The following is a 19,202-nucleotide window of genomic DNA, read 5'->3' as shown; positions in this document are numbered from 1 at the left end:
CCCGAACTCGCTATGAATGAATGGGGGATGAATGATTTCCTTCCCGTTTTCAGGACTCAGACACAACACCTTTGAGTGGGTTTAGCTGGCGGGACGACGGGCAGAACTACGGCGGGTCAGGTCCGGGCGTCGGACTGCACCGGGTCCGGCTCACCGGTCGGCTGGTCCCAGTCGAGCAACTCCCCGTCGACGGCGGCCGGGTCCGGCAGCCCTGTCTCCCGCAGGTGGCGGTTGTGCCGGGGCTCCTGCCGGGTCTTCGCGTCGTTGAGCCGCCGACGCAGGTCGTCGCGTACGTCGTTGAGGGCGGTGTGCAGGTCCTCCTCGGCCGAGGTCGTGACGATCTTCTGTCGACCGGCGACCCAGCACTCCAGGGTGACCTTCTGTCCACGGGCAGCCCGGTCCTTGACCGACACCTCAAGTTCGGTCCGGTCGGCGGCGAAGGTGGCCAGCCGCGCGTCCAGGGTGGCGAACTGCTCGACGATCCAGTTCCGGTCGCCCTGGGAGAAGCCGGTGCCGACCCGCAGGCAGTCGTCAACCGTCGCCGGATTCGCCTGGGTGCTCATCGCCGTACCCCGATCGCCGGGCGGACGGATCCGGAAGTACGGGACAGGCTGCTGTTCAACATATGCGCTGATCCTCCGATTCGACCACGTGTGTCGTGTCTCGCGGTTGATCAGCTCATACCCAGCCGGTGTCCCCCGGCAAACGGGTGTGCCGACCCCTACCCGTGACGGGCGTCCGTCGGCACACCCGGAACCTGTTTGATGCGGCCGGAGCCGTCCTGGTAGGTTCAATCTCGCCGTTGAGTCGTACCGACGGCTGTTTGCGGACGTAGCGCAGTTGGTAGCGCATCACCTTGCCAAGGTGAGGGTCGCGGGTTCGAGTCCCGTCGTCCGCTCTTCCCGCCCCCGGTCCGCCGCCGCGCGCAGCGGCTACATACGGTCCGGGGTGTTGATCCCGAGCAGGTGCAGACCCTGCCGCAGGACCCGCGCGGTGAGATCACACAGCGCCAGCCGGCTGTCACGTACCCCACCTTCGGCCCGCAGGACCGGGCAGTTTTCGTAGAAGCCACTGAAGGTCGCCGCGAGGCTGTGCAGGTAACCGGCGAGGCGGTGGAATTCGAGGGTCCGCTCGACGCCGGTGACGACGGCACCGAAGTTGACCAACTCGATCGCGAGAGCGTGCTCGGCCGGGTGCCCGACCGTGATCGGGCTCGCGGTGAACCGCTCGATCCCGGCCCGGCGGAAAATGGACCGGATCCGGGCGTGGGCGTACTGGAGGTACGGGGCGGTGTTGCCGTCGAGGGAGAGCATCCGGTGCCAGTCGAAGACGTAGTCCTTGATCCGGTCGGTGGAGAGGTCGGCGTACTTGATCGCACCGATACCGACCGCGTGCGCGACCTCGGCAATGGTCGCCTCGGGCAGGTCGGGGTTCTTCTGCCGGGCCAGCTCGGCGGCCCTGGTGATGGCCTCGTCGAGCAGTCCGACAAGTTTGATCGAGCCGCCGGCCCGGCTGCGCAGCATCCTGCCGTCCGAGCCGAGGATCGAGCCGAAGCCGATGTGTTCGGCGTGCGCGGGCGGGCGTAGCCAGCCGGCCTCGCGGGCGACCGCGTACACCATCTCGAAGTGCTGCCGTTGCGGCAGGCCGACGACGTAGAGCAGCCGGGTGGCGCCGAGATCGCGGGTCCGGTGGCGGATCGCGGCGAGGTCGGTGGCGCCGTAGCCGTACCCGCCGTCGCGTTTCCGTACGATGATCGGTAGCGGCTGCCCGTCCCGTCCGGTGAAGCCCTCGGGGAAGACGCAGGCGGCGTCGCCGCTGTCGCGCAGCAGCCCGAGCCGGTCCAGTTCGTCGGTCACCGGGGCGAGCATGCTGTTGTAACGGCTCTCGCCGTAGAAGTCCTTCTCCGTGAGCAGGACGCCGAGTTGCTCGTACACGGTCAGGAAGTACCTCTCCGACTCCGCGACGAGCAGCCGCCACAGCCGCAGGGTCAGCTCGTCACCGCTCTGCAGGGCGACCACCCGGAGCCTGGCCCGCTCCCTGAACGTGTCGTCGGCGTCGAACTTGACCCTCGCCGCCCGGTAGAACGAGTCCAGGTCACCGACGGACAGTTCGTGGGCGGCGGCCGACTCGCCCAGGTCGAGCAGGTGCTCGATGAGCATGCCGAACGGGGTGCCCCAGTCGCCCAGGTGGTTGGCCTTGATCACCCGGTGCCCGAGCCACTCCAGCAGCCGTACGGCGGCGTCACCGATCACGGTCGACCGGAGGTGGCCCACGTGCATCTCCTTCGCCACGTTCGGCGCCGAGTAGTCGATCACCACCGTCTCGGGGGTCGCGCTCGGCGGGACACCGAGCCGGGCGTCGGCGGCCATCGTGGACACCAGCGAGCCGAGCGTCGGGTCGGCGACCGTCAGGTTGATGAACCCCGGTCCGGACACCTCGACGGCCGAGCAGAGGTCGGCCAACGCCGCCCGGTCGAGGACCTCGGTGGCGATGTCGCGCGGCGGGCGGCCGAGCCGGCGGGCCAGGGACAACGCGGCGTCGGACTGGAAGTCCGCGTGCTGCGACCGCCGCACGACCGGATCGACCGGGCCGCCGGCCACCGCCGTGAACGCCGGGGCCAGCCGGTCGGCCAGCAACCTCTCAAGATCCATGATCGGGTACGCCAATCTCGCTCCGATCCGGCCCGTCAGGGACACGGATCCTCCGGGAACTGTTCGGGGAGCGGATCGATCGGCAACGGCACCACCGGCGGATCGATCCGCCGGTGACAGATGTCAGCTCAGGCGGTTCGTACGGCTCGCAGACGAGCCGAGGTTCGCTCGCGTCGCGTCGGGGCGGACGCGAGGGCAACCCGGATGCCGGAACTGGTCACGGAAGGCAGCGTACCGGGCCACAGACGATCCCTCTCGGAATATCGGTCCGGCGTTCCGTCCGTACGTCACCCTCACCCGACCTGGATCTTCATAAAAAATCGGCACGTCAAAGGGCTTCCTGTCAGATTGACAATAAGTCTATGGTGCATGCATGTCCGACGATCCCTGGGTTCCTCCCACCGTCCTCCTCGCGGTGGACCTCGTGATCCTCACCCTGCGCGAAGCCCGCCTCCGGGTGCTCCTCGTGCAGCGCGGCATCGAGCCGTACCGGGGCATGCTCGCGCTCCCCGGCGGCTTCCTGAGCGACGCCGGCGAGGACCTCCCGGCAGCGGCCCACCGGGAACTCCTCGAGGAGGCCGGGCTCGATGCCGACCACCTGCACCTCGAACAGCTGGGCGTGTACGGCACGCCGGGGCGCGACCCCAGAGGGCGCGTCATATCGGTCGCGTACCTCGCCATCGCGCCCCGACTACCCGAACCGGTCGCCGGCACCGACGCCGCCGCCGCGTTCTGGATCCCCACCGACCACGCACTCGCGGGCGGGAACCAGCTCGCCTTCGACCATCGAACGATCGTCGCCGACGGCGTCGAGCGCGCCCGCGCCAAGTTGGAGCATTCCGCGCTCGCGACAGCCTTCTGCGGCCCCACGTTCACGATCGTCGAGCTGCAGGAGGTCTACGAGGCGGTCTGGGGCGTACGCCTCGACCCCCGGAACTTCTACCGCAAAGTTCAGAGCGTTGCCGGCTTCATCGTCCCCGCCGGCCCGAGCCGGAAGACCGAGACCGGCCGCCCCGCCCGACTGTTCCGCCCCGGCTCACTCAGGAAGCTGCACCCCCCGATGTTGCGACCAACCACGCAGACAGACAAGGAGAGCGCAGAAGTATGAACAGCAACCTCGTCGTGATTCTCACGGCTCTGAACCTGGAGTACGAGGCGGTCCGCAGCAGGCTGACCGATCTACGGGTACACCTCCATGCCGCCGGTACGCGATTCGAAATCGGCCGGCTCGATCGGCACGACTGCCGGGTGGCACTCGGCCTGGTGGGCAAGGGTAACCATCCCTCGGCGGTGCTCGCCGAACGCGCTATCGCCGAATTCTCCCCGGCCGCGGTGCTCTTCGTCGGTGTCGCGGGTGCCCTGTGGCCCAAGGTTCAACTCGGCGATGTCGTGGTGGCCTCACAGGTCTACGCGTACCACGGCGGCACGAGTGAGGACGACGGTCTCAAGGCCCGGCCGAGGGTGTGGGAAATCCCGCACGGCGCCGGCCAGATCGCACAACACCTGGCACGCAGCGGCGAATGGGCGTACGGCCTCGGCGCGGGCGACGCACCCCGCGTGCACTTCGGGCCGATAGCCGCGGGCGAGGTCGTACAGGACTCCACGGTCTCCGAACAGGCCCGATGGGTACGGCAGCACTACAACGACGCGCTGGCGATAGAGATGGAGGCCGCCGGCGTCGCCCAGGCGGGCCACCTCAACCGTGCGCTGCCGGTGGTCGTCGTACGCGGCATCAGCGACCGGGCCGACGGCAGCAAGACGGTCACCGACGGGGAGAACTGGCAACCGCGCGCGGTCGCGAACGCGGCCGCGTTCGCGACCGCCCTGGCACAGGAGCTGGCCGCCGACGGCGCGGCCCAACAGGCGGGTACGGCGCAGAGGGACGGACGGACACAGATGGGTACAACGAACAGCAACATCGCCACCGGCAACGCGCGGGTGGGAGTGCAGGCCGGACAGGTCTACGGCAACCTCACCCACGGCGCCACACCGGAGCGGTCGATCGACCTCTCGGCGGGGCTCGCGGATCTGCGGGATCTGCTCAAGCGGGCGCATCGGGACGGCCAGTTGGACGAGGCGACCTACACAGCAGCGGAGCAGGAGTTGGACGCCGCCGCCGACTGTCTTGGCCAGGACACACCGCAGAGCCGCGCCGCCCTGATGTTGCCACTCAAACGTCTGCGTGGGCTGGTGGCCGACGTGACGGAACTGGCGGCGAGGCTGGCCGCGATCATCGCCGTCGCCAGGAGCCTGTCATGACGATGCCGAACTCGAACAACGTCGCCCAGGGCGATGCCCAGGTCGGTGTGCAGGCGCAGACGATCCACGGCGACGTCATCTACCAACTCCCGCCGGGAGCCTCGGCCGCACAGAGGTTCCGGGTCGGAGTCGCCTATCTCGACGCCCGCATGCCGGGCGAGGCTCGGGAACACATCGAGCGGGCCGTGGCCCAGGGGTACCAGACCGACGAGGCGCGGTTCCACCAACTGCTCGCCCTGTTGAGCGGGCGTACGTTGCGCCAGTTGGGCAACGAGGAGTTCGACCACCTCGCCGCCATCTGCGGTCGCATCACCCGGCTGGATGGCGACGGTGAGTGGAGCGCGGGCCTGCGATCGGTCCTGCGGCTGCTCACCTCCTCGGACACGACGGACCACGACCTGGCGGTCAAGGAGCTCGACGCGCTCAAGCCGCGACAGCGCGACAAGATTCTCGACCATCTCGGAGTGCTGCTCGACGGGGCGATTGAAGAGCAAATCTGGCGCCGATCCGTCGATCGGGCCCGACAGGGGCAGTACACCGGCGAGAGGCGCGAGCGCGTCTGGATGTTCTTCCAGCCCTCCCCCGCGCCGGCGCGGGTCCGCCCCGTCCAGCCAGTCTCGATTCCCGTCGCCGACTGGCTGCGAGGGATCGGCGGCACGGCGATCTTCCTGATCAACATAGCCACCGTCGGGTGGCTGACGATACGAAACGGCACGTGGCCACCGATGCTCGCCTACCTCCTGGTGGCGTCGGGAGTCGCCGGCATCGTGGTGGGTGGAACCGACCGGCACTACCGGCGGGAGCGTCTGCGTACGAAGGAAGCGGAGTTCAGCCCGGTTCACGAGCCCACGGCAGAGGCGCCGAACGGCGGCTTCGCCCGCAAGGTGGACCGGTTGTTCGACCGGTACTTCGCCCGGTACGTGCCCCAGGAGACGGAGCGCTCGGACTGGCTGGCCGCGACGGCGGGAATCCGCAGCCACCTGCGGGACGAGCTCGTGGAAATCTACCGAGAGTCGAGGATCGACGCCGACAGGATCGGCTGGCTGGTCCGCCACCTGGTGGGCGACGTACGGCAGCGCTGGGACAAGGGCACCCTGCAGGCGTACCGCGCCGAACTCCGTACGCCGTTCAGGACACGGATCCTCTACTGGGGAGGGCTGGTGACCACCGCTGTGGCGAGTATGTGGGTGGCACCGGCGGCGATGACGACCTCACCCTCGGTCGGATCAGTGTCGATCCTGCTCGCCCTGATCTGTGGCGTGGCCGGCGGGAGGGCCTGGTTCCGGATCAGCGGCGAGTGGCGCCGGGTGAAGGCGGACGAGGTGGAGCGGGATCACCAGTTTGCGAAGCGGCAGGCGGCGTTCGACCGCTGGCAGCGGAGGCTGTCACGCAAGCCGACCGATGCGGAAATGGCCTCCTGGTTGGAGTGTGATCGCAAGATCCTCGTCGACGAGGTGATGCGGCACTATCGACTCAATCCGAGCCATGTGATCGCGCACGCCTTCATCGAGGCGCCCGCCAAGTCCTACAAGCGGGCCCGGGTTCCCCACGGACCGTGGCGTTACTCGGTGTACCGCCTGCTGCTCTTCCTGTTGACCGCCGACGGGGTGCGCCAGGTGGACATCGACCTCGACTTCGAGCAGGGTACGTCCCACAGGACGCAACGGCTGAACTACCGCTTCGAGGCCGTTGCCGCCGTACGCATCGACGGCGTCGCGAGCCAACAGCAGACATTCGAACTCACGCTCATCAGCGGTGACCCCATTCGGGCCCGGGTAACCGAATCAACCATCGAGGGTATGCAACCGGGCGAAGACCCGCTGACCCTGTCGCAGGTCGCGCTGGACGCGTCCGGCCTCACCCACACCCTGAACGTCCTCGAGGGCGTTGCCGCCGAGGGCAAGGAGTGGATCGGGCACCGGCACCGGCGGGCCGACGAACGGCTCGACGACCTGACCGACGCCGTCCGCAGACTCATCAATTGACCCGTTCGTACGGCGTCCGGGCCGGCCCGACGTGAGCCGGCCCGGACGTCATGCTGTGCAGGCTGACCTGCGTTGACCCGTACTGCGCCCGCACTGGCCATGGGCACTCGGACCGGGCCGGTCAGCCGGGGCGGACGGCTCCGCGGCGGACGGCCTCGCCGGCCAGGCGGGACCGCCGCCGGTCGTCGTTGCCGGTCAGGCCGAACTTGTCGTACAGCCGGGAGAGGTGCTTCTTCACCGCGCTCTCGGTGATGTGCAGCGAGGCGGCGATCGTCCGCACGGTCGGCGGCTCGGGGTACGGCGTTCCGCCCAGCACGTACGGCCGGCAGAGTTCCGTCATCACCTCCTGTTCGCGGGGCGTCAGTGCCGGTGGTGGGGGCGGTGGCTCGACGCCGACGGTGGACGTACCGCTGCGGCCGGACGGTGCGTGGAACACCAGCCGGGCGGCGCCGACCCCGACCCGGTCCCCGTCGCGCAGGATCTGCGCCGGGCGCACCGGGGCGCCGTTGACCGTGGTGCCGTTCGTGCTGCCCAGGTCCCGGATCGACCAGCCGGCCGGGAACCGCTCGACCAGGGCGTGCAGCCGGGACACCTCTTTGCTGTCGATGGTCACCTCGTTGCCCGGTGCCCGCCCGATGGTGAGCGCGTCCGTGGTCAGCGGCACCAGGCGTACCGCCCCGGCCAGGTGGACCTCGAAGTACCCGCCCGTGCTCACCCGCAGTACGGCCCGGTGGTGGCCGTCATCGAATCGCCGGTGAGCCGGTGCGTCACGGTCGCCGTCGCCACCGTGCAGCCACCACCTGCGGTCAACGGCTCGGTCCACAGTTCGTACGGCTGCCCCTGCGTCCGCTGCCGCGCCTCACCACCACCGGTGACCTGGCGGACCGCCAGGTCCACCAACCAGGTGCCGCCGTCGAGGGCCGCGTTGTCCCGGTACTGCTTCCACAGCCAGACGTACGCCATCGTCGCCCGGCACGTCGGCGACCAGTACTGCTTCACGGACAGGGTGCGCAGCCCACCCGCGTACGTGTAGGCGGACGGCCCGACCTGGACGGCGTCGTCGTAACAGCGGCCCGGCGGGGCACCGTCCTTGCTGGCCGGACGGGACCGGCCGGTGCCCACCACCCGCACGGTCAGCGGTGCCGCGCTGCCGGCGACGGTCACCGCCAGCAGCGCCGTCCGCGCCCCGGGTCCCTGGGGCGTGAAGACGACCCGCACCTCGCACCGTTGCCCGGGGGCCAGCCTGCGGGCGGTGCACCCCTCGTTGGTCACCCGCAGGTCGCCGGCGTGCCGACCGGCGGGTGCCACCCCGGTCAGCCGGACCTCCCGGTCCCCGTCGTTGCGGATGCTCACCGCGTGCTCGTCCGACGGGGCGTGGACCTCCTGCTCCCCCACGGCCAACTCGACCGGGATCGCGACCCGGGCCGCCGGGGGCAGGGCCGCCGATCCGGTGACGACCAGCACCGACACCCCGGCGACCAGCGCCCCGATGGTACGGGCCAGCGTGCTTGCGCGTGTCCGTGTCTGCCGTGCGACGGTGGCCGTGAGGTCCGGGGCGAGGGCGGCCCGGCGGGCGGCCAGCGAGAAGCGGCGCCGGACCGGGTCTGCGCCGCCCGTGACCGCGGCGGTGCCCGTGCCGGCTCCGGCACCCGTTGCCGCGACTGTTTCCGTGCCGAGGACGAAGGGTGTCACCGGGTGACCCGTCGTCCGTTGCACCTGTCGTAGCTCTTCGGCGAAGGCCGCGACGGTCGGGTGCCGCCGGGCCGCGTCCTTTGCCATGGCCCGTTCCAGGGCCGCGCAGACCGCGTCGGGCACGCCGTCGGGGCGCAGGTCGGGTACCGGGTCGGTGGCGATCCGCCGAAGCAGCTCGGCCTCGGTCTCGCCGGTGAACGCCGGCCTGCCGCGAATCCAGTGCAGCACCGTCGAGGCGAGGGCGTAGACGTCCGAACGCACCGAGGGCGGTTCGCCGCGCAGGACCTCCGGCGCGGCGTGCGGCAGGCTCGCGGTGACCCGCCGACGGCCCGCGTCGGTCGCCCCGGTGCGCGGTCGGGCGAGGCCGAAGTCGGCCAGCTTCGGCTCGCCGTACCGCGAGATGAGGATGTTGGCGGGTTTGACGTCGCGGTGCAGCACGCCGGCCCGGTGCGCGGTCGCCAGGGCACCGGCGACCGCGATCCCGCCGGCCACCGCCTCGACCCACGAGGGCTCGGCGACGTCCGCGCCGGGCCCGGCCGCCGCGCCCCTGGCTGCCAGCCGGTCGGCCAGCGAGCCGCCCTCCTCGTACGCCATCAGCAGGTACGGGTTGCCGGCGACGGTACGGCCGGCCTGGTGCAGCGTGACGATGTGCGGATGGTCCGAGAGCCGGCCCAGCGTCTTCAGCTCCCGCTCGAAGCGGATTCGGGACGGGCCGTGCCAGTCCCCCGCGAGGATCTTGACCGCTACCCAGCGGTGGAAGTCCGGCTGCCAGGCGCGGTAGACGATGCCGAAGCCGCCCCGGCCGACCTCCACCGCGTTGGTGCACCCGGCGACACCGAGGTCCAGCCCCTGACCGTCGGCGGTCGACCCGGGGCGGTGAGGCGCCGCCGTCCCCTCATTGTGGATCATCGTCGGTCATTATGACCGAGGGGTACGTCAGCGCCCCGACGGGCTGCCGCCACGACGGTGCGTGGCCCGGCGGTCCCCTCTGTCCGCCGGGCCACCTGCCCCCTCGAATGTCTTCCCCGTTGCGTGATCTCGTGCCATTCAGCACACCCGCCGATCGCGGATGACAGTAGGTGCCGAAAGGGGGAGCTTTACCTCCCCACCCCTGGATCCCGCCCGAATCGCCACTTAGATTTGGGTCGCCCACATAACAGGCCCCACACGAAGCCCCACCGCGTTCCGGCAGTTCACCATTCTGTCTCGACTCCGTCGACGCGGTGACCTTCCCTGCCTGAAGGAAATGGTCATGTCATTTGATCCGGTCACGAGTCAATCCAGCCGCAGAACGTTCATCCGGAATGTGGCGCTCGTCGGCGCCGGGGCGAGCGCCACGGGCCTTCTGGGCACGATGACGGCAACGCCGGCGTACGCCGCGGCCTTCGCGCATCCGGGCCTGCTCCACACCGGTGCGGGTCTCACCGAGCTGAAGACCAGGACCACCGCGACGACGGCGCCCTGGGCGGCCGGGTGGACCGCGGTGAAGGCCGACGCGCGCTCCCGCGCCGACTGGTCGGCCCGGCCGGTCGCCGCCCTGAACGTCGGCGGCTCCGGCGAGAACTTCGCCCAGTTGCTCGACGACGCGCACGCCGCGTACCAGAACGCGCTGCTGTGGAAGCTCACCGGGACCGCCGCCCACGCGGACACCGCCCGGAACATCCTCAACGCCTGGTCACAGACGCTGACGTCGGTCTCCGGCACACCGTTGCTCGGGCAGACGGCGGGCATTCACGGCTTCCTGCTCGCGAACGCCGCCGAGATCGTCCGCGACTATGCGGGGTTCGACCGGACCCGCTTCGGCACGATGCTGAACAGCGTCTTCCTGCCGGCCAGCGAGGCGTACCTGGCGGCGGCGTTCGATTCCTGCGGGCCGGCGTACGCCACGAACTGGGAACTGTCCCACATCGCCTCGGTGCTGGCGATCGGTGTCTTCGGGGACGACGCCGCCCGGTTCGACCAGGCGACCGCGCTCGTCAGCGGCACGCCCCGGATCATGAACTCCATTCCGTACGTGTGGAACGGTGGCGACTCCGACCGGTACTCGGTCACCGGCCTCGGCCTGCTCGCGGCGATCTGCGAAATGGCCTGGAGTCAGGGCCGCGACCTGTACGCCAGCCACGGCAACCGGCTGCTCGCGGCGAGCGAGGAGATCGCCCGGTACGAGCTGACCCCGTCGTCGGAGGCTCCGTCGCTCGGCACCTGGGGAACGTCGGTGACCAGCCCGGCCTGGGCGATCATCCACAACCACTACGTCACCCGCAAGGCCCTGTCCGCCCCGAACACGGCCGTCCTGGCGAACCGGGCGCGGGCCGAGGGCGGCGGCTTCGACCAGTTGGGCCTCGGCGCGCTCGCCTACACCCTGTAGCGGCGCCGGCCGCCCGTTTCCGTACGTCCACTGGTCATCGAACAGAAAGAAGTCCCGCCATGAAATTCGTCACCAGAGCCGAGTGGGGTGCGCGTCCGCGCGGGGAGAACGACGACCCGCCGATCACGTCCAACCGGGGCGTCAAAATCCACTATCTCGGGTCGCTGTACGCGATTCAGCGCCACCAGGATTGCGACGCCAAGGTCCGGGAGGTTCAACTCGGCCACCAGAACCAGGGATGGTCGGACATCGGCTACAGCCTGGCGGTCTGCCGGCACGGATACGTCTACGAGGGCCGGGGAAAGAATCGCCAGAACGCCGCGAACGGCAATCAGACCCTGAACCGCAACCACTATGCCGTTCTCGGGCTGGTCGGCACCGGAGTCGAATGGTACGGGACCTCCGGCTGGGGTATCTGGAACACCGCCGCCACCGCCGAGATGAAGCAGGGCATCCGCGAGGCCATCGCCTACCTGCGGTACTACGGCGGGGCCGGCAACGAGATCCTGGGCCACCGGGACGGCTACGCCACCGCGTGCCCGGGGTCGCACCTGTATAACCTGGTCAACACCGGCGCGCTCGAACCCGGCGGGAACAGCGGACCGATCGAGTACATCACCGGGGTCGGGGAAACCCTGGGCTCGGTCGCCCGGAAGTTCAACATCCCCTGGTCCGCCCTGGCCGCGGCGAACGGCATCCCGATGGTCGTGCTGGAGAACTACACGTTCGTGCTCGGCACCCGCCTGACGATCCCCGGCCAGGGATCGAGCCTGGACCCGCAGGGCGGCAGCGCCCCGCTCGACGGGTACGTGCCCTTCCCGGGAACCGAGTGGTTCAAGGGCCGGCCGAACAGTCGCATCATCATGGCGATGGGTGTCCGGCTGGTTCAGGAGGGTTGCAACCCGTACCGGGTGGGCCCCGGCAGCCAGTGGTCCGACGTCGACCAGGACGCGTACGCGATGTGGCAACGCAAGCTCGGCTTCACCGGCGCCGACGCCGACGGCTGGCCCGGCGCCACCACCTGGGACCGGCTGAGGGTGCCCAGCGAGGGCGGTGTGTCGGCCGGGCCGACCAGCTACGAACCGTACCCGGGTGCGGCCTTCTTCCAGTCCAACCCGAACAGCTCGATCGTGACGGCGATGGGCGTACGGCTGGTCGCCGAGGGCTGCGGGGCGTACCTGTCGGGGCCGGGACCGAGGTGGAGCGAGGCGGACCGCCAGTCGTACGCGAACTGGCAGCGCAAGCTCGGCTACTCCGGTGCGGACGCCGACGGCTGGCCCGGCGCCACCACCTGGGCCCAGTTACGGGTCCCGCGCCAGGGCAGCGGCCCCTACGAGGAGGGTGGCGCGGCCGGCAGCACCTACGAGCCCTTCCCCGGCGCGGCCTGGTTCAGGGCCAACCCGAACAGCTCGATCGTCACCGAGATGGGTCGCCGCCTCATCGCGGAGGGCTGCGGCAGGTACACCTCCGGCGCCGGTCCCCAGTGGACCGACGTCGACCGCCAGTCGTACGCGGCCTGGCAGCAGAAGCTCGGCTTCACCGGCGCCAACGCCGACGGTTGGCCCGGCAAGTCCTCCTGGGATCAGCTCCGGGTGCCCCGGTACACCAACCAGTACCAGGCCTATCCGGGTGCGGACTGGTTCAGGTCCAACCCGAACAGCGTGGTCGTGACCAACATGGGTCGCCGTCTGGTGGCCGAGGGCTGCGGCCTCTACAGCGTCGGTCCGGGCCCCCAGTGGTCCGACGTCGACCGCCAGTCGTTCGCCAAGTGGCAGCGCAAGCTCGGCTACACCGGCGCCGACGCCGACGGCTGGCCCGGCCCGACCTCCTGGGACCAGCTCCGCGTCCCGAGGAGCTGACCGCGCGACGGTTGGACTTCAGGATTTGCGTACGGAAGCGGAGGAGGCCGTGGGCAGCTCGCCTACGGTCTCCTCCGTGTTGTCCCCTATTGTTGCTTGAACGGGATTCGCTGGACCGATGATTGCCGCCAATTCCCCCGAAGCTGTCCACCCGACCGGCGCTCGGCTTTATCCGGTCCTCATTCGGGCCACAGCAGCGGCAGCCGAGGCTCGCTATCAGAAACACGACTGTTACGCAGAGCAAACCTGACGCCGACGGACAATGGCGCCGTGCCGGCTGACCAGATAGGACCCGACCCGAGCCACATCCGTACCCGGGCGGATTTTTCCCGGGCCCTGACCGAATTGTGGCAGTCGACGGACCTGAGCGTGCGGGACCTGACAAAAAAGGCGTTGGCGCGCATGCCCGGAGCGGTGTTTCCGAGCGGCGGCCACACCACGATCAACGACTGGTTCACCGGGAAGTCCCGGCCGTCGCCGTCGAACAAGGAGTTGTTCGTCGCGGTACTCGGGGTCTGCGGGGTCACCGACGACGCCGGAGTCGAAGAGTGGATGCGGGCCTGGCGGCGGGTCCGGCAGAACCCCGGACCCCGAAGCGTCGTGGAGCCGTACCGGGGCTTGGAGACCTTCCAGCCGGAGCACGCCGCGTGGTTCTTCGGTCGAGAGGCGCTGACCGCACAACTCGTGGAGCGGCTGGCCGCGCTCGACGCGGCCGATGGCGGCATCCAGGTGGTGGTCGGCCCGTCGGGCTCCGGAAAGTCCTCGTTGCTCCGCGCGGGCATGATCCCGGCGGCCCGCCGGGGCGCGGTGCCGGGTTCGGACCGCTGGCGGGTGGTGCTGCGCACACCGAGCACGCCTCTCCTGGAGAGCCTCGCCTTCGACGCCGACGATGCTGTTTCCGAGGGCCGCCGACTGCTCGTGGTGGACCAGTTCGAGGAGGTCTTCACGAGCTGTGACGACGAGGACGAGCAGGCCCGTTTCGTCGCCGCGCTGTGCGCGCTGGCCGCACCGCCGCAGGGCGCGCTGGTGGTCCTGGGGCTGCGGGCCGACTTCTACGCCCGGCTGCTGAGCTACCCGGACCTGGTCGCCGCGGTTCGGGATGGCCAGGTCACCATGGGGTCGATGAGCGAGGCCGAGTTCCGTCGGGCGATCACCGAGCCGGCGCAGAAGGCGAAGGTTGATATCGAGAACGGCCTGGTGGAGTTGCTGCTGCGGGACGTGATGCCGCGGGGCGCCGGTCCCGCCGGTGGATTCGGCCCCGGCGTGCTGCCGCTGCTGTCCCACGCGCTGTACGCCACCTGGCGCCACGAGGCGGGCAAGAGCCTGACCGTGGCGGGTTATCGGGAAACCGGCGGAATCGACGGGGCGGTGGCCACCAGCGCGGACGCGGTCTATCGCAGCCTCGCTCCCACCCAGCGTGAGCTGGCCCGCCGCATGTTTCTCAGTCTGGTGCACGTCAACCCGGACAGCGCCGACACGCGTCGCCGGGTGACGATGACGCAGTTGGTGATGGACACCGGCGGAGAGCCGGACCAGCTCACCGACATGGTCGACTGCTTCGTGGCTCAGCGACTGATCACCGTGGACGCCGAGACCGTCGAGGTCAGCCACGAGGCGCTGATGACCGCATGGCCCGCGCTGCGCGGCTGGCTGGAGACCGACCGCGCCGGTCTGGTCGTCAGGGCACAGCTGACCGCCGCCGCATCGGCGTGGCATCGGGAGGGGCGCGACCCGGACGGCCTCTACCAGGGCACCCGGCTCGCTACCGCCCAGGGTTGGTCCGCGCATCGGCGCTCCGAGCTGCCTCAGCAGACCGTGGAATTTCTCGACGCCAGCGGACGGCATGCGCAGCGCCGCACCCGGCGGCTGTACCGGTCGATCGCCGCGCTGCTCACGCTCACCGTCACCCTGTTCGGGGTGGCGGCGTACGCGCTTGATCAACGGTCTGCGCTGGACGCCCAGCGTCAGGCTGCGATCGACCAGCGCAAGGACGCGGTCAGCCGGCTGGTGGCGGGACGCGCCAACCGGCTCCGTGAGACCGACCCGGCGTTGGCAAGGCAGCTCAGTCTGGCCGCCTACCGGGTCGCCCCGACGTCGGAGGCCCGGTCCAGCCTGCTCGACGCGTACGCCGGGCCCGCCGCGACCCGGCTGGGAGGATTCACCCAGGAGGTCCAGTCGGTGGTCTTCAGTTCCAGTCGACGGCTGCTTGCCGCAGGCAGTGCCGACGGGACCGTTCGCCTCTGGGAAATGAGTGTGCCCGGCACGCCCGCATCGCTCGGGCCGCCGCTGACGGAGCCGACCGCGGCCATATACACGGTCGCATTCAGCCCGAACGGCCGGGTGCTGGCCGCCGCGGGTGGTGATCGACAGATCTACCTGTGGGACCTGACCGATCCGCGGCGCCCGACCATGCTGGGAGCGCCGCTGTCCGGCCCCGCCGCCACCGTCTATTCCGTCGCGTTCAGCCCCAACGGCCGGCAGCTGGTCGCCGGCAGCGCGAATGCCAGTGTGTGGCGCTGGGATGTCTCGGTGCCCGAGCGGAGCGTCCCGCTGCCTGCGCTGACCGGCCCCGGCGCCGTCCAGGCGGTGGCGTTCAGCCCGGACGGACGGCTGCTCGCGGCCGGCGTCGCCACCGGCGTCGTCCGACTCTGGGACGCGGCGGAGACGGCCACACCCACCCCGATCACCCCCGACCTGGCCGAGCACACCATGGCGGTCATGTCGGTCGCGTTCAGCCCGGACGGCACCACCCTGGCCAGCGGCAGCAAGGACACGACCGTACGCCTGTGGGACGTCTCCCGCCCGGACCGACCGACGCCGCGCTCGACGCCGATGGAGGAGCCAACCAGCTGGGTGAACTCTGTCGCGTTCAGCCCGGACAGTGGTCTCCTTGCCGCCGGCACGTCCGACAAGACCGTGCTGACGTGGGACATCGACACCGGCGAGATAGCCGAAACGCTTCCCCATCCGGCCCAGGTGATCGGCCTCGGGTTCGGCGGCGACGGCCGGACCATCGTCACCGGCAGCGGCGACGCAACGGTACGTGTGTGGCACCTACCCGGGCCGGTCCTCGCCGGCGCCACCGACACGATTTTCAACGTGTCCTTCGGGCCGGACGACATTGTCGCCGCAGCCAGCCGGGATCGGGCCGTACGAATCTGGGACGTGGCCGACCCGCGCCGACCGGTGCCACTCGGGCCACCGCTGACCAGCCCGGACGTTGCCGCGCCGTACGCGGCGACGACCACCTTCAGCCCAGACGGACAACTGCTCGCCGTTGGCACCCGTACCGGACCGATCCATCTGTGGAACGTCAGTGATCCCGCGCGTCCGGTCGTCGTGGGGACGCCGTTGACGGCCCACACCGAACTGGTCGAGACAATGGCGTTCAGCCCGGACGGCACACTGCTGGTCGCGGGCGGCGACGACTTCAGCGTGTCGGTATGGGACGTCCGTGATCCGGCCGCACCGGCACTGCGCACCACCATCCCGGGCACCGACGCGATCATCAACGCGGTCGCGGTCAGCCCGGACGGGCGGACCCTGGCCATCGGCAGCACGGACAACGCCGTGCGTCTGGTCGACATCAGCAATCCGAGCCGACCGTCACAGCGCGAGGCCCTGCCGGGATTCACCGGCTACGTCTACAGCGTCGCGTTCAGCGCCGACGGCCGTACGCTGGCGGCGGGCAGCGCGGATCGGACGATCAGGCTCTGGGACGTCAGCTCCGGCGGGCCGGCCGTTCCGCTCGACCCACCACTGACCGGGCCGAGCGGAAACGTCTACTGGGTGGCGTTCGGCCCTGACGGCCACACTCTCGCCGCAGCGGCCGGTGACAACACTGTCTGGCTCTGGGACACCACGGATCCTCGGCGACCGTCCGTCGTCGCCACCCTGACCGGTCTGATCAGCCCAGCCCGCACCCTGGCGTTCGCGCCGTCCGCACAGACCCTCGCCACGGCCGGCGAGGACCGGCGGGTCCACCTGTGGGAGCTCGATCCGGAACAGGTTGCCACCTGGGTCTGCGACACCGCCGGCGACGCGATCACCGTCCGGGAGTGGAACCAGTACATTCCCAACGAGACCTTCGTCCCCCCTTGCTGAGCCGGTCCGCGCACCCCGGGGTCGGCTGCTGCCCGGTTGAAGTAGAACGGCCCCCGACCGTGTGGTCGGGGGCCTGGTGGTAGTGGGATGGGCGCTCAGGCCCGCGTTGATTTACTCCCACTCGATGTAGGACTTCGTGGCCCGGGAGCTGCTGTTGCAGTACCGGACGTCCCACCAGGAGACGTAGCGGTCGAACCAGGAGCTACGCACCGTGTACGTGAAGTACGACCCGATCACCTGACACTGCACGGCGAGGCGCGTCCTGCGGCCCTCGTAGCTGCAACCGCCGCCACCGGCGTTCCAGTAGACCTCTCCTCGGCAGGTGTGGGCCTGGGCCGGCGTGGCGGCGAAGGCCGCGGTGCCGCCCAGAAGAGCCAGGGAGGTCAGCACGGTGGCGATGAACTTCTTGGTACGTGACACAGGAGTTCCCTTCCGCTGGAGCTGAATATATTGGTGGCGCTGCTGGCTTTTCGTATCCATTCATTGCCTATCAGAGACGCTAGCAGCCGAATCGGTTGTGTCCGCTCACGCTCTGGTGTCCCTGGTTGGACTCCAGGATCGAACGGTAGGTCCACGTGCCGGAGCCGCCACACCCGGTCGTAGTGGTGAGGCCGCCATTGCCGTCACGCCAGTTGTTGCCGAGGTTCTGCCAGATCGGACCCGACCTGTGTCGCTGGATGGTCAGGGTCCACCTTGCCCCACTGGGGCAGTCGCTGATATTCGCGGTCGCGGTGACGTTGCTGCCGCTCTTGCCCGGTGTGGGCGCGGAGAATGTGCAGGAAGCCCTGGTCACCCCCGTCGAATCGCCCTGCTGACGAGCCCAGGCCTGCCCCGGCACGAGCATCGTGATGGCGGCCGCCACCACAAGGACTCCAGCGAATGCTTTCTTGGCCACGAGAAACTCCGATCTGTCGATCCGTCAGTGGTTCGAGTTTTTCGACAGCTCGCGATCGAGACAAGGACATCGGAGTTGTTCGGACACGGTCGTACAGTGATTGACTCGATGAAGGAGTTGTTCGGACACTCTCGGACAAGGCCCATGGCGTGCGACACGGTCGTATCGCATGATTGCGGCCCGGTCCTCCCGCGACACTTCGGTCGGAGCAGCGCCCCGAAGATTGCGGAATCAGCTCCGCATCCGTGCCGGTGCCGGGTTCACTCCGATGGCCAGTTGCGCAGGAGCGTGTCGAGGGCGTCCAGTGCCCTGGACCACGAGGTGTCCGACGTACGCGGGTGGTGACGGAAACCGCCCGCGCTTTCCAGGCTCACGTAGCCGTGGAAGGTGCCGTGCAGCAGCCGTACCGCATCGGTCTGGTCCGGTTCGGACAGCTGGTAGCCGCGCAGGATCGCCCGGGTCAGCTCCGAGTGCCGGCGGGCCGCGCCGACCGCCTCGATATCCGTCTCCGGATCGAGGTCCAGTTGCATCGCCGCGTACCGGCCCGGATGCTGCCTCGCGTAGTCCCGGTACGCGTTACCGAAGGCGACCAGGGCGTCCTTGCCCGCGCGACCGGCGAGGGCCGCCCCGGCTCGGTCGGCGAGTTCCGTCAGGGCCAGCCCCGCCACCCTGACCCGCAGGTCGTGGGCGTTCCTGATGTGCGCGTACAGGCTCGCGTCCTTGACGCCGAAGTGACGTGCGAGCGCCGAGACGGTCACGTTCCCGAAGCCGACCTCGTCGGCCAACTCCGCCGCGGCCAGGGTCAGCCGTTCGACGGTCACCCCCGCACGTGCCATGTGTCCCGCTCCACACCTAATCGGTTTGGCTATTTGCCTAGAGTCATTAGGCTGGCTCCTATGCTACCGCCGACCGAGGCCGCCATCCGCGCCTCCTTCGTCAACTGCACCCAGGGCGAGGCGAAGCGCCTGGCCCTGCCGAAGGACTTGGACGATCGCCCCTGGGCCGACCTGGACTTCCTCGGCTGGCGGGACCCGTCCGGCGCAGACCGGGCCTACCTCGTCGCCTCGTCCGACAACGGGCTGGTCGGCGTGGCACTACGGGTGGCCCAGCAGACCGGACGCGTACGCCGCAGCATGTGCTCGCTCTGCCTGACCACGCACACCGGGGACGGCGTGTCGCTGATGACGGCACGCAAGGCCGGGCCGGAGGGGCGTCAGGGCAACTCGGTGGGCTCGTACATCTGCACCGACCTGGCCTGCTCGCTCTACCTGCGCGGGAAGAAGCACGCCGGGCCGCGTATCCACGAGACCATCACGGTCACGGAGAAGATCGAACGGACGACGGCCAACCTCACCGCCTTCCTGCACCAGGTGACCGGCTGATCCACCG

General features: G+C 69.8%; 14 protein-coding genes and 1 tRNA gene. 8 read left to right on the top strand and 7 right to left on the bottom strand.

The features are described 5' to 3' along the window. Nucleotides 1-116 precede the first annotated feature (116 nt). A complete protein-coding gene (locus ACZ6QQ_RS30450) occupies nt 117-563 on the bottom strand; it encodes an HPF/RaiA family ribosome-associated protein (protein WP_465880944.1) in 447 nt (148 codons plus the stop codon). Nucleotides 564-825: 262 nt separating this feature from the next. Between ACZ6QQ_RS30450 and ACZ6QQ_RS30445 the strand changes: the two genes are divergently transcribed. Next, nucleotides 826-898, top strand: a tRNA-Gly gene (locus tag ACZ6QQ_RS30445). A gap of 34 nt (nt 899-932) precedes the next feature. On the opposite strand, the gene argS is transcribed toward ACZ6QQ_RS30445, so the two are convergent. Continuing rightward, complete coding sequence (argS, locus tag ACZ6QQ_RS30440; protein ID WP_465880943.1) at nt 933-2,651, bottom strand: arginine--tRNA ligase; 1,719 nt, start codon at nt 2,649-2,651, stop codon at nt 933-935. A 373-nt stretch (nt 2,652-3,024) separates the two neighbouring features. Between argS and ACZ6QQ_RS30435 the strand changes: the two genes are divergently transcribed. The 3 genes from ACZ6QQ_RS30435 to ACZ6QQ_RS30425 are packed head-to-tail and all read left to right on the top strand — an operon-like array spanning nt 3,025 to nt 6,895. Beyond that, nucleotides 3,025-3,759, top strand: a complete 735-nt coding sequence (locus tag ACZ6QQ_RS30435) for an NUDIX hydrolase (protein ID WP_465880941.1) — start codon at nt 3,025-3,027, stop codon at nt 3,757-3,759. Next, nucleotides 3,756-4,910, top strand: coding sequence for a 5'-methylthioadenosine/S-adenosylhomocysteine nucleosidase family protein (locus ACZ6QQ_RS30430; protein ID WP_465880939.1), 1,155 nt, complete (start codon nt 3,756-3,758; stop codon nt 4,908-4,910). Before ACZ6QQ_RS30435 ends, ACZ6QQ_RS30430 begins: the two co-directional genes overlap by 4 nt. Continuing rightward, a complete protein-coding gene (locus ACZ6QQ_RS30425; RefSeq protein ID WP_465880938.1) occupies nt 4,907-6,895 on the top strand; it encodes a hypothetical protein in 1,989 nt (662 codons plus the stop codon). The genes ACZ6QQ_RS30430 and ACZ6QQ_RS30425 overlap by 4 nt, the downstream gene beginning before the upstream one ends. 121 nt (nt 6,896-7,016) lie before the next feature. On the opposite strand, the gene ACZ6QQ_RS30420 is transcribed toward ACZ6QQ_RS30425, so the two are convergent. Beyond that, nucleotides 7,017-7,610: an FHA domain-containing protein gene (locus ACZ6QQ_RS30420; RefSeq protein ID WP_465880937.1), complete on the bottom strand. Its 594-nt coding sequence runs from the start codon at nt 7,608-7,610 to the stop codon at nt 7,017-7,019. After that, nucleotides 7,607-9,496, bottom strand: a complete 1,890-nt coding sequence (locus ACZ6QQ_RS30415; RefSeq protein ID WP_465880936.1) for a protein kinase domain-containing protein — start codon at nt 9,494-9,496, stop codon at nt 7,607-7,609. Before ACZ6QQ_RS30415 ends, ACZ6QQ_RS30420 begins: the two co-directional genes overlap by 4 nt. A gap of 445 nt (nt 9,497-9,941) precedes the next feature. Between ACZ6QQ_RS30415 and ACZ6QQ_RS30410 the strand changes: the two genes are divergently transcribed. The 3 genes from ACZ6QQ_RS30410 to ACZ6QQ_RS30400 all read left to right on the top strand — a co-directional run bounded on the left by ACZ6QQ_RS30410 (nt 9,942) and on the right by ACZ6QQ_RS30400 (nt 16,918). Then, nucleotides 9,942-10,955, top strand: a complete 1,014-nt coding sequence (locus ACZ6QQ_RS30410) for an alginate lyase family protein (protein ID WP_465880935.1) — start codon at nt 9,942-9,944, stop codon at nt 10,953-10,955. 59 nt (nt 10,956-11,014) lie between these two features. After that, the gene (locus tag ACZ6QQ_RS30405; protein WP_465880934.1) at nt 11,015-12,814 is read left to right on the top strand and encodes a peptidoglycan-binding protein; all 1,800 of its coding nucleotides are present in this window, start codon (nt 11,015-11,017) and stop codon (nt 12,812-12,814) included. A 270-nt stretch (nt 12,815-13,084) separates the two neighbouring features. Beyond that, the gene (locus tag ACZ6QQ_RS30400) at nt 13,085-16,918 is read left to right on the top strand and encodes an nSTAND1 domain-containing NTPase (protein ID WP_465880932.1); all 3,834 of its coding nucleotides are present in this window, start codon (nt 13,085-13,087) and stop codon (nt 16,916-16,918) included. 111 nt (nt 16,919-17,029) lie between these two features. On the opposite strand, the gene ACZ6QQ_RS30395 is transcribed toward ACZ6QQ_RS30400, so the two are convergent. The 3 genes from ACZ6QQ_RS30395 to ACZ6QQ_RS30385 form a co-directional block, all read right to left on the bottom strand. Beyond that, nucleotides 17,030-17,338, bottom strand: a complete 309-nt coding sequence (locus ACZ6QQ_RS30395; protein WP_465880931.1) for a hypothetical protein — start codon at nt 17,336-17,338, stop codon at nt 17,030-17,032. A gap of 79 nt (nt 17,339-17,417) precedes the next feature. Beyond that, the gene (locus tag ACZ6QQ_RS30390) at nt 17,418-17,813 is read right to left on the bottom strand and encodes a hypothetical protein (protein ID WP_465880930.1); all 396 of its coding nucleotides are present in this window, start codon (nt 17,811-17,813) and stop codon (nt 17,418-17,420) included. A 260-nt stretch (nt 17,814-18,073) separates the two neighbouring features. Further along, entirely contained in the window at nt 18,074-18,649 is a 576-nt protein-coding gene (locus ACZ6QQ_RS30385) for a TetR/AcrR family transcriptional regulator (RefSeq protein WP_465880928.1), read from the bottom strand. Nucleotides 18,650-18,709: 60 nt separating this feature from the next. Between ACZ6QQ_RS30385 and ACZ6QQ_RS30380 the strand changes: the two genes are divergently transcribed. Further along, a complete protein-coding gene (locus tag ACZ6QQ_RS30380; RefSeq protein WP_465880927.1) occupies nt 18,710-19,195 on the top strand; it encodes an FBP domain-containing protein in 486 nt (161 codons plus the stop codon). Nucleotides 19,196-19,202 lie beyond the last annotated feature (7 nt).

This window comes from Micromonospora sp. NPDC049529 (assembly GCF_055586685.1).
The sequence above is the reverse complement of the archived record's forward strand: the minus strand, read 5'-3'. Positions and strand labels throughout refer to the sequence as shown.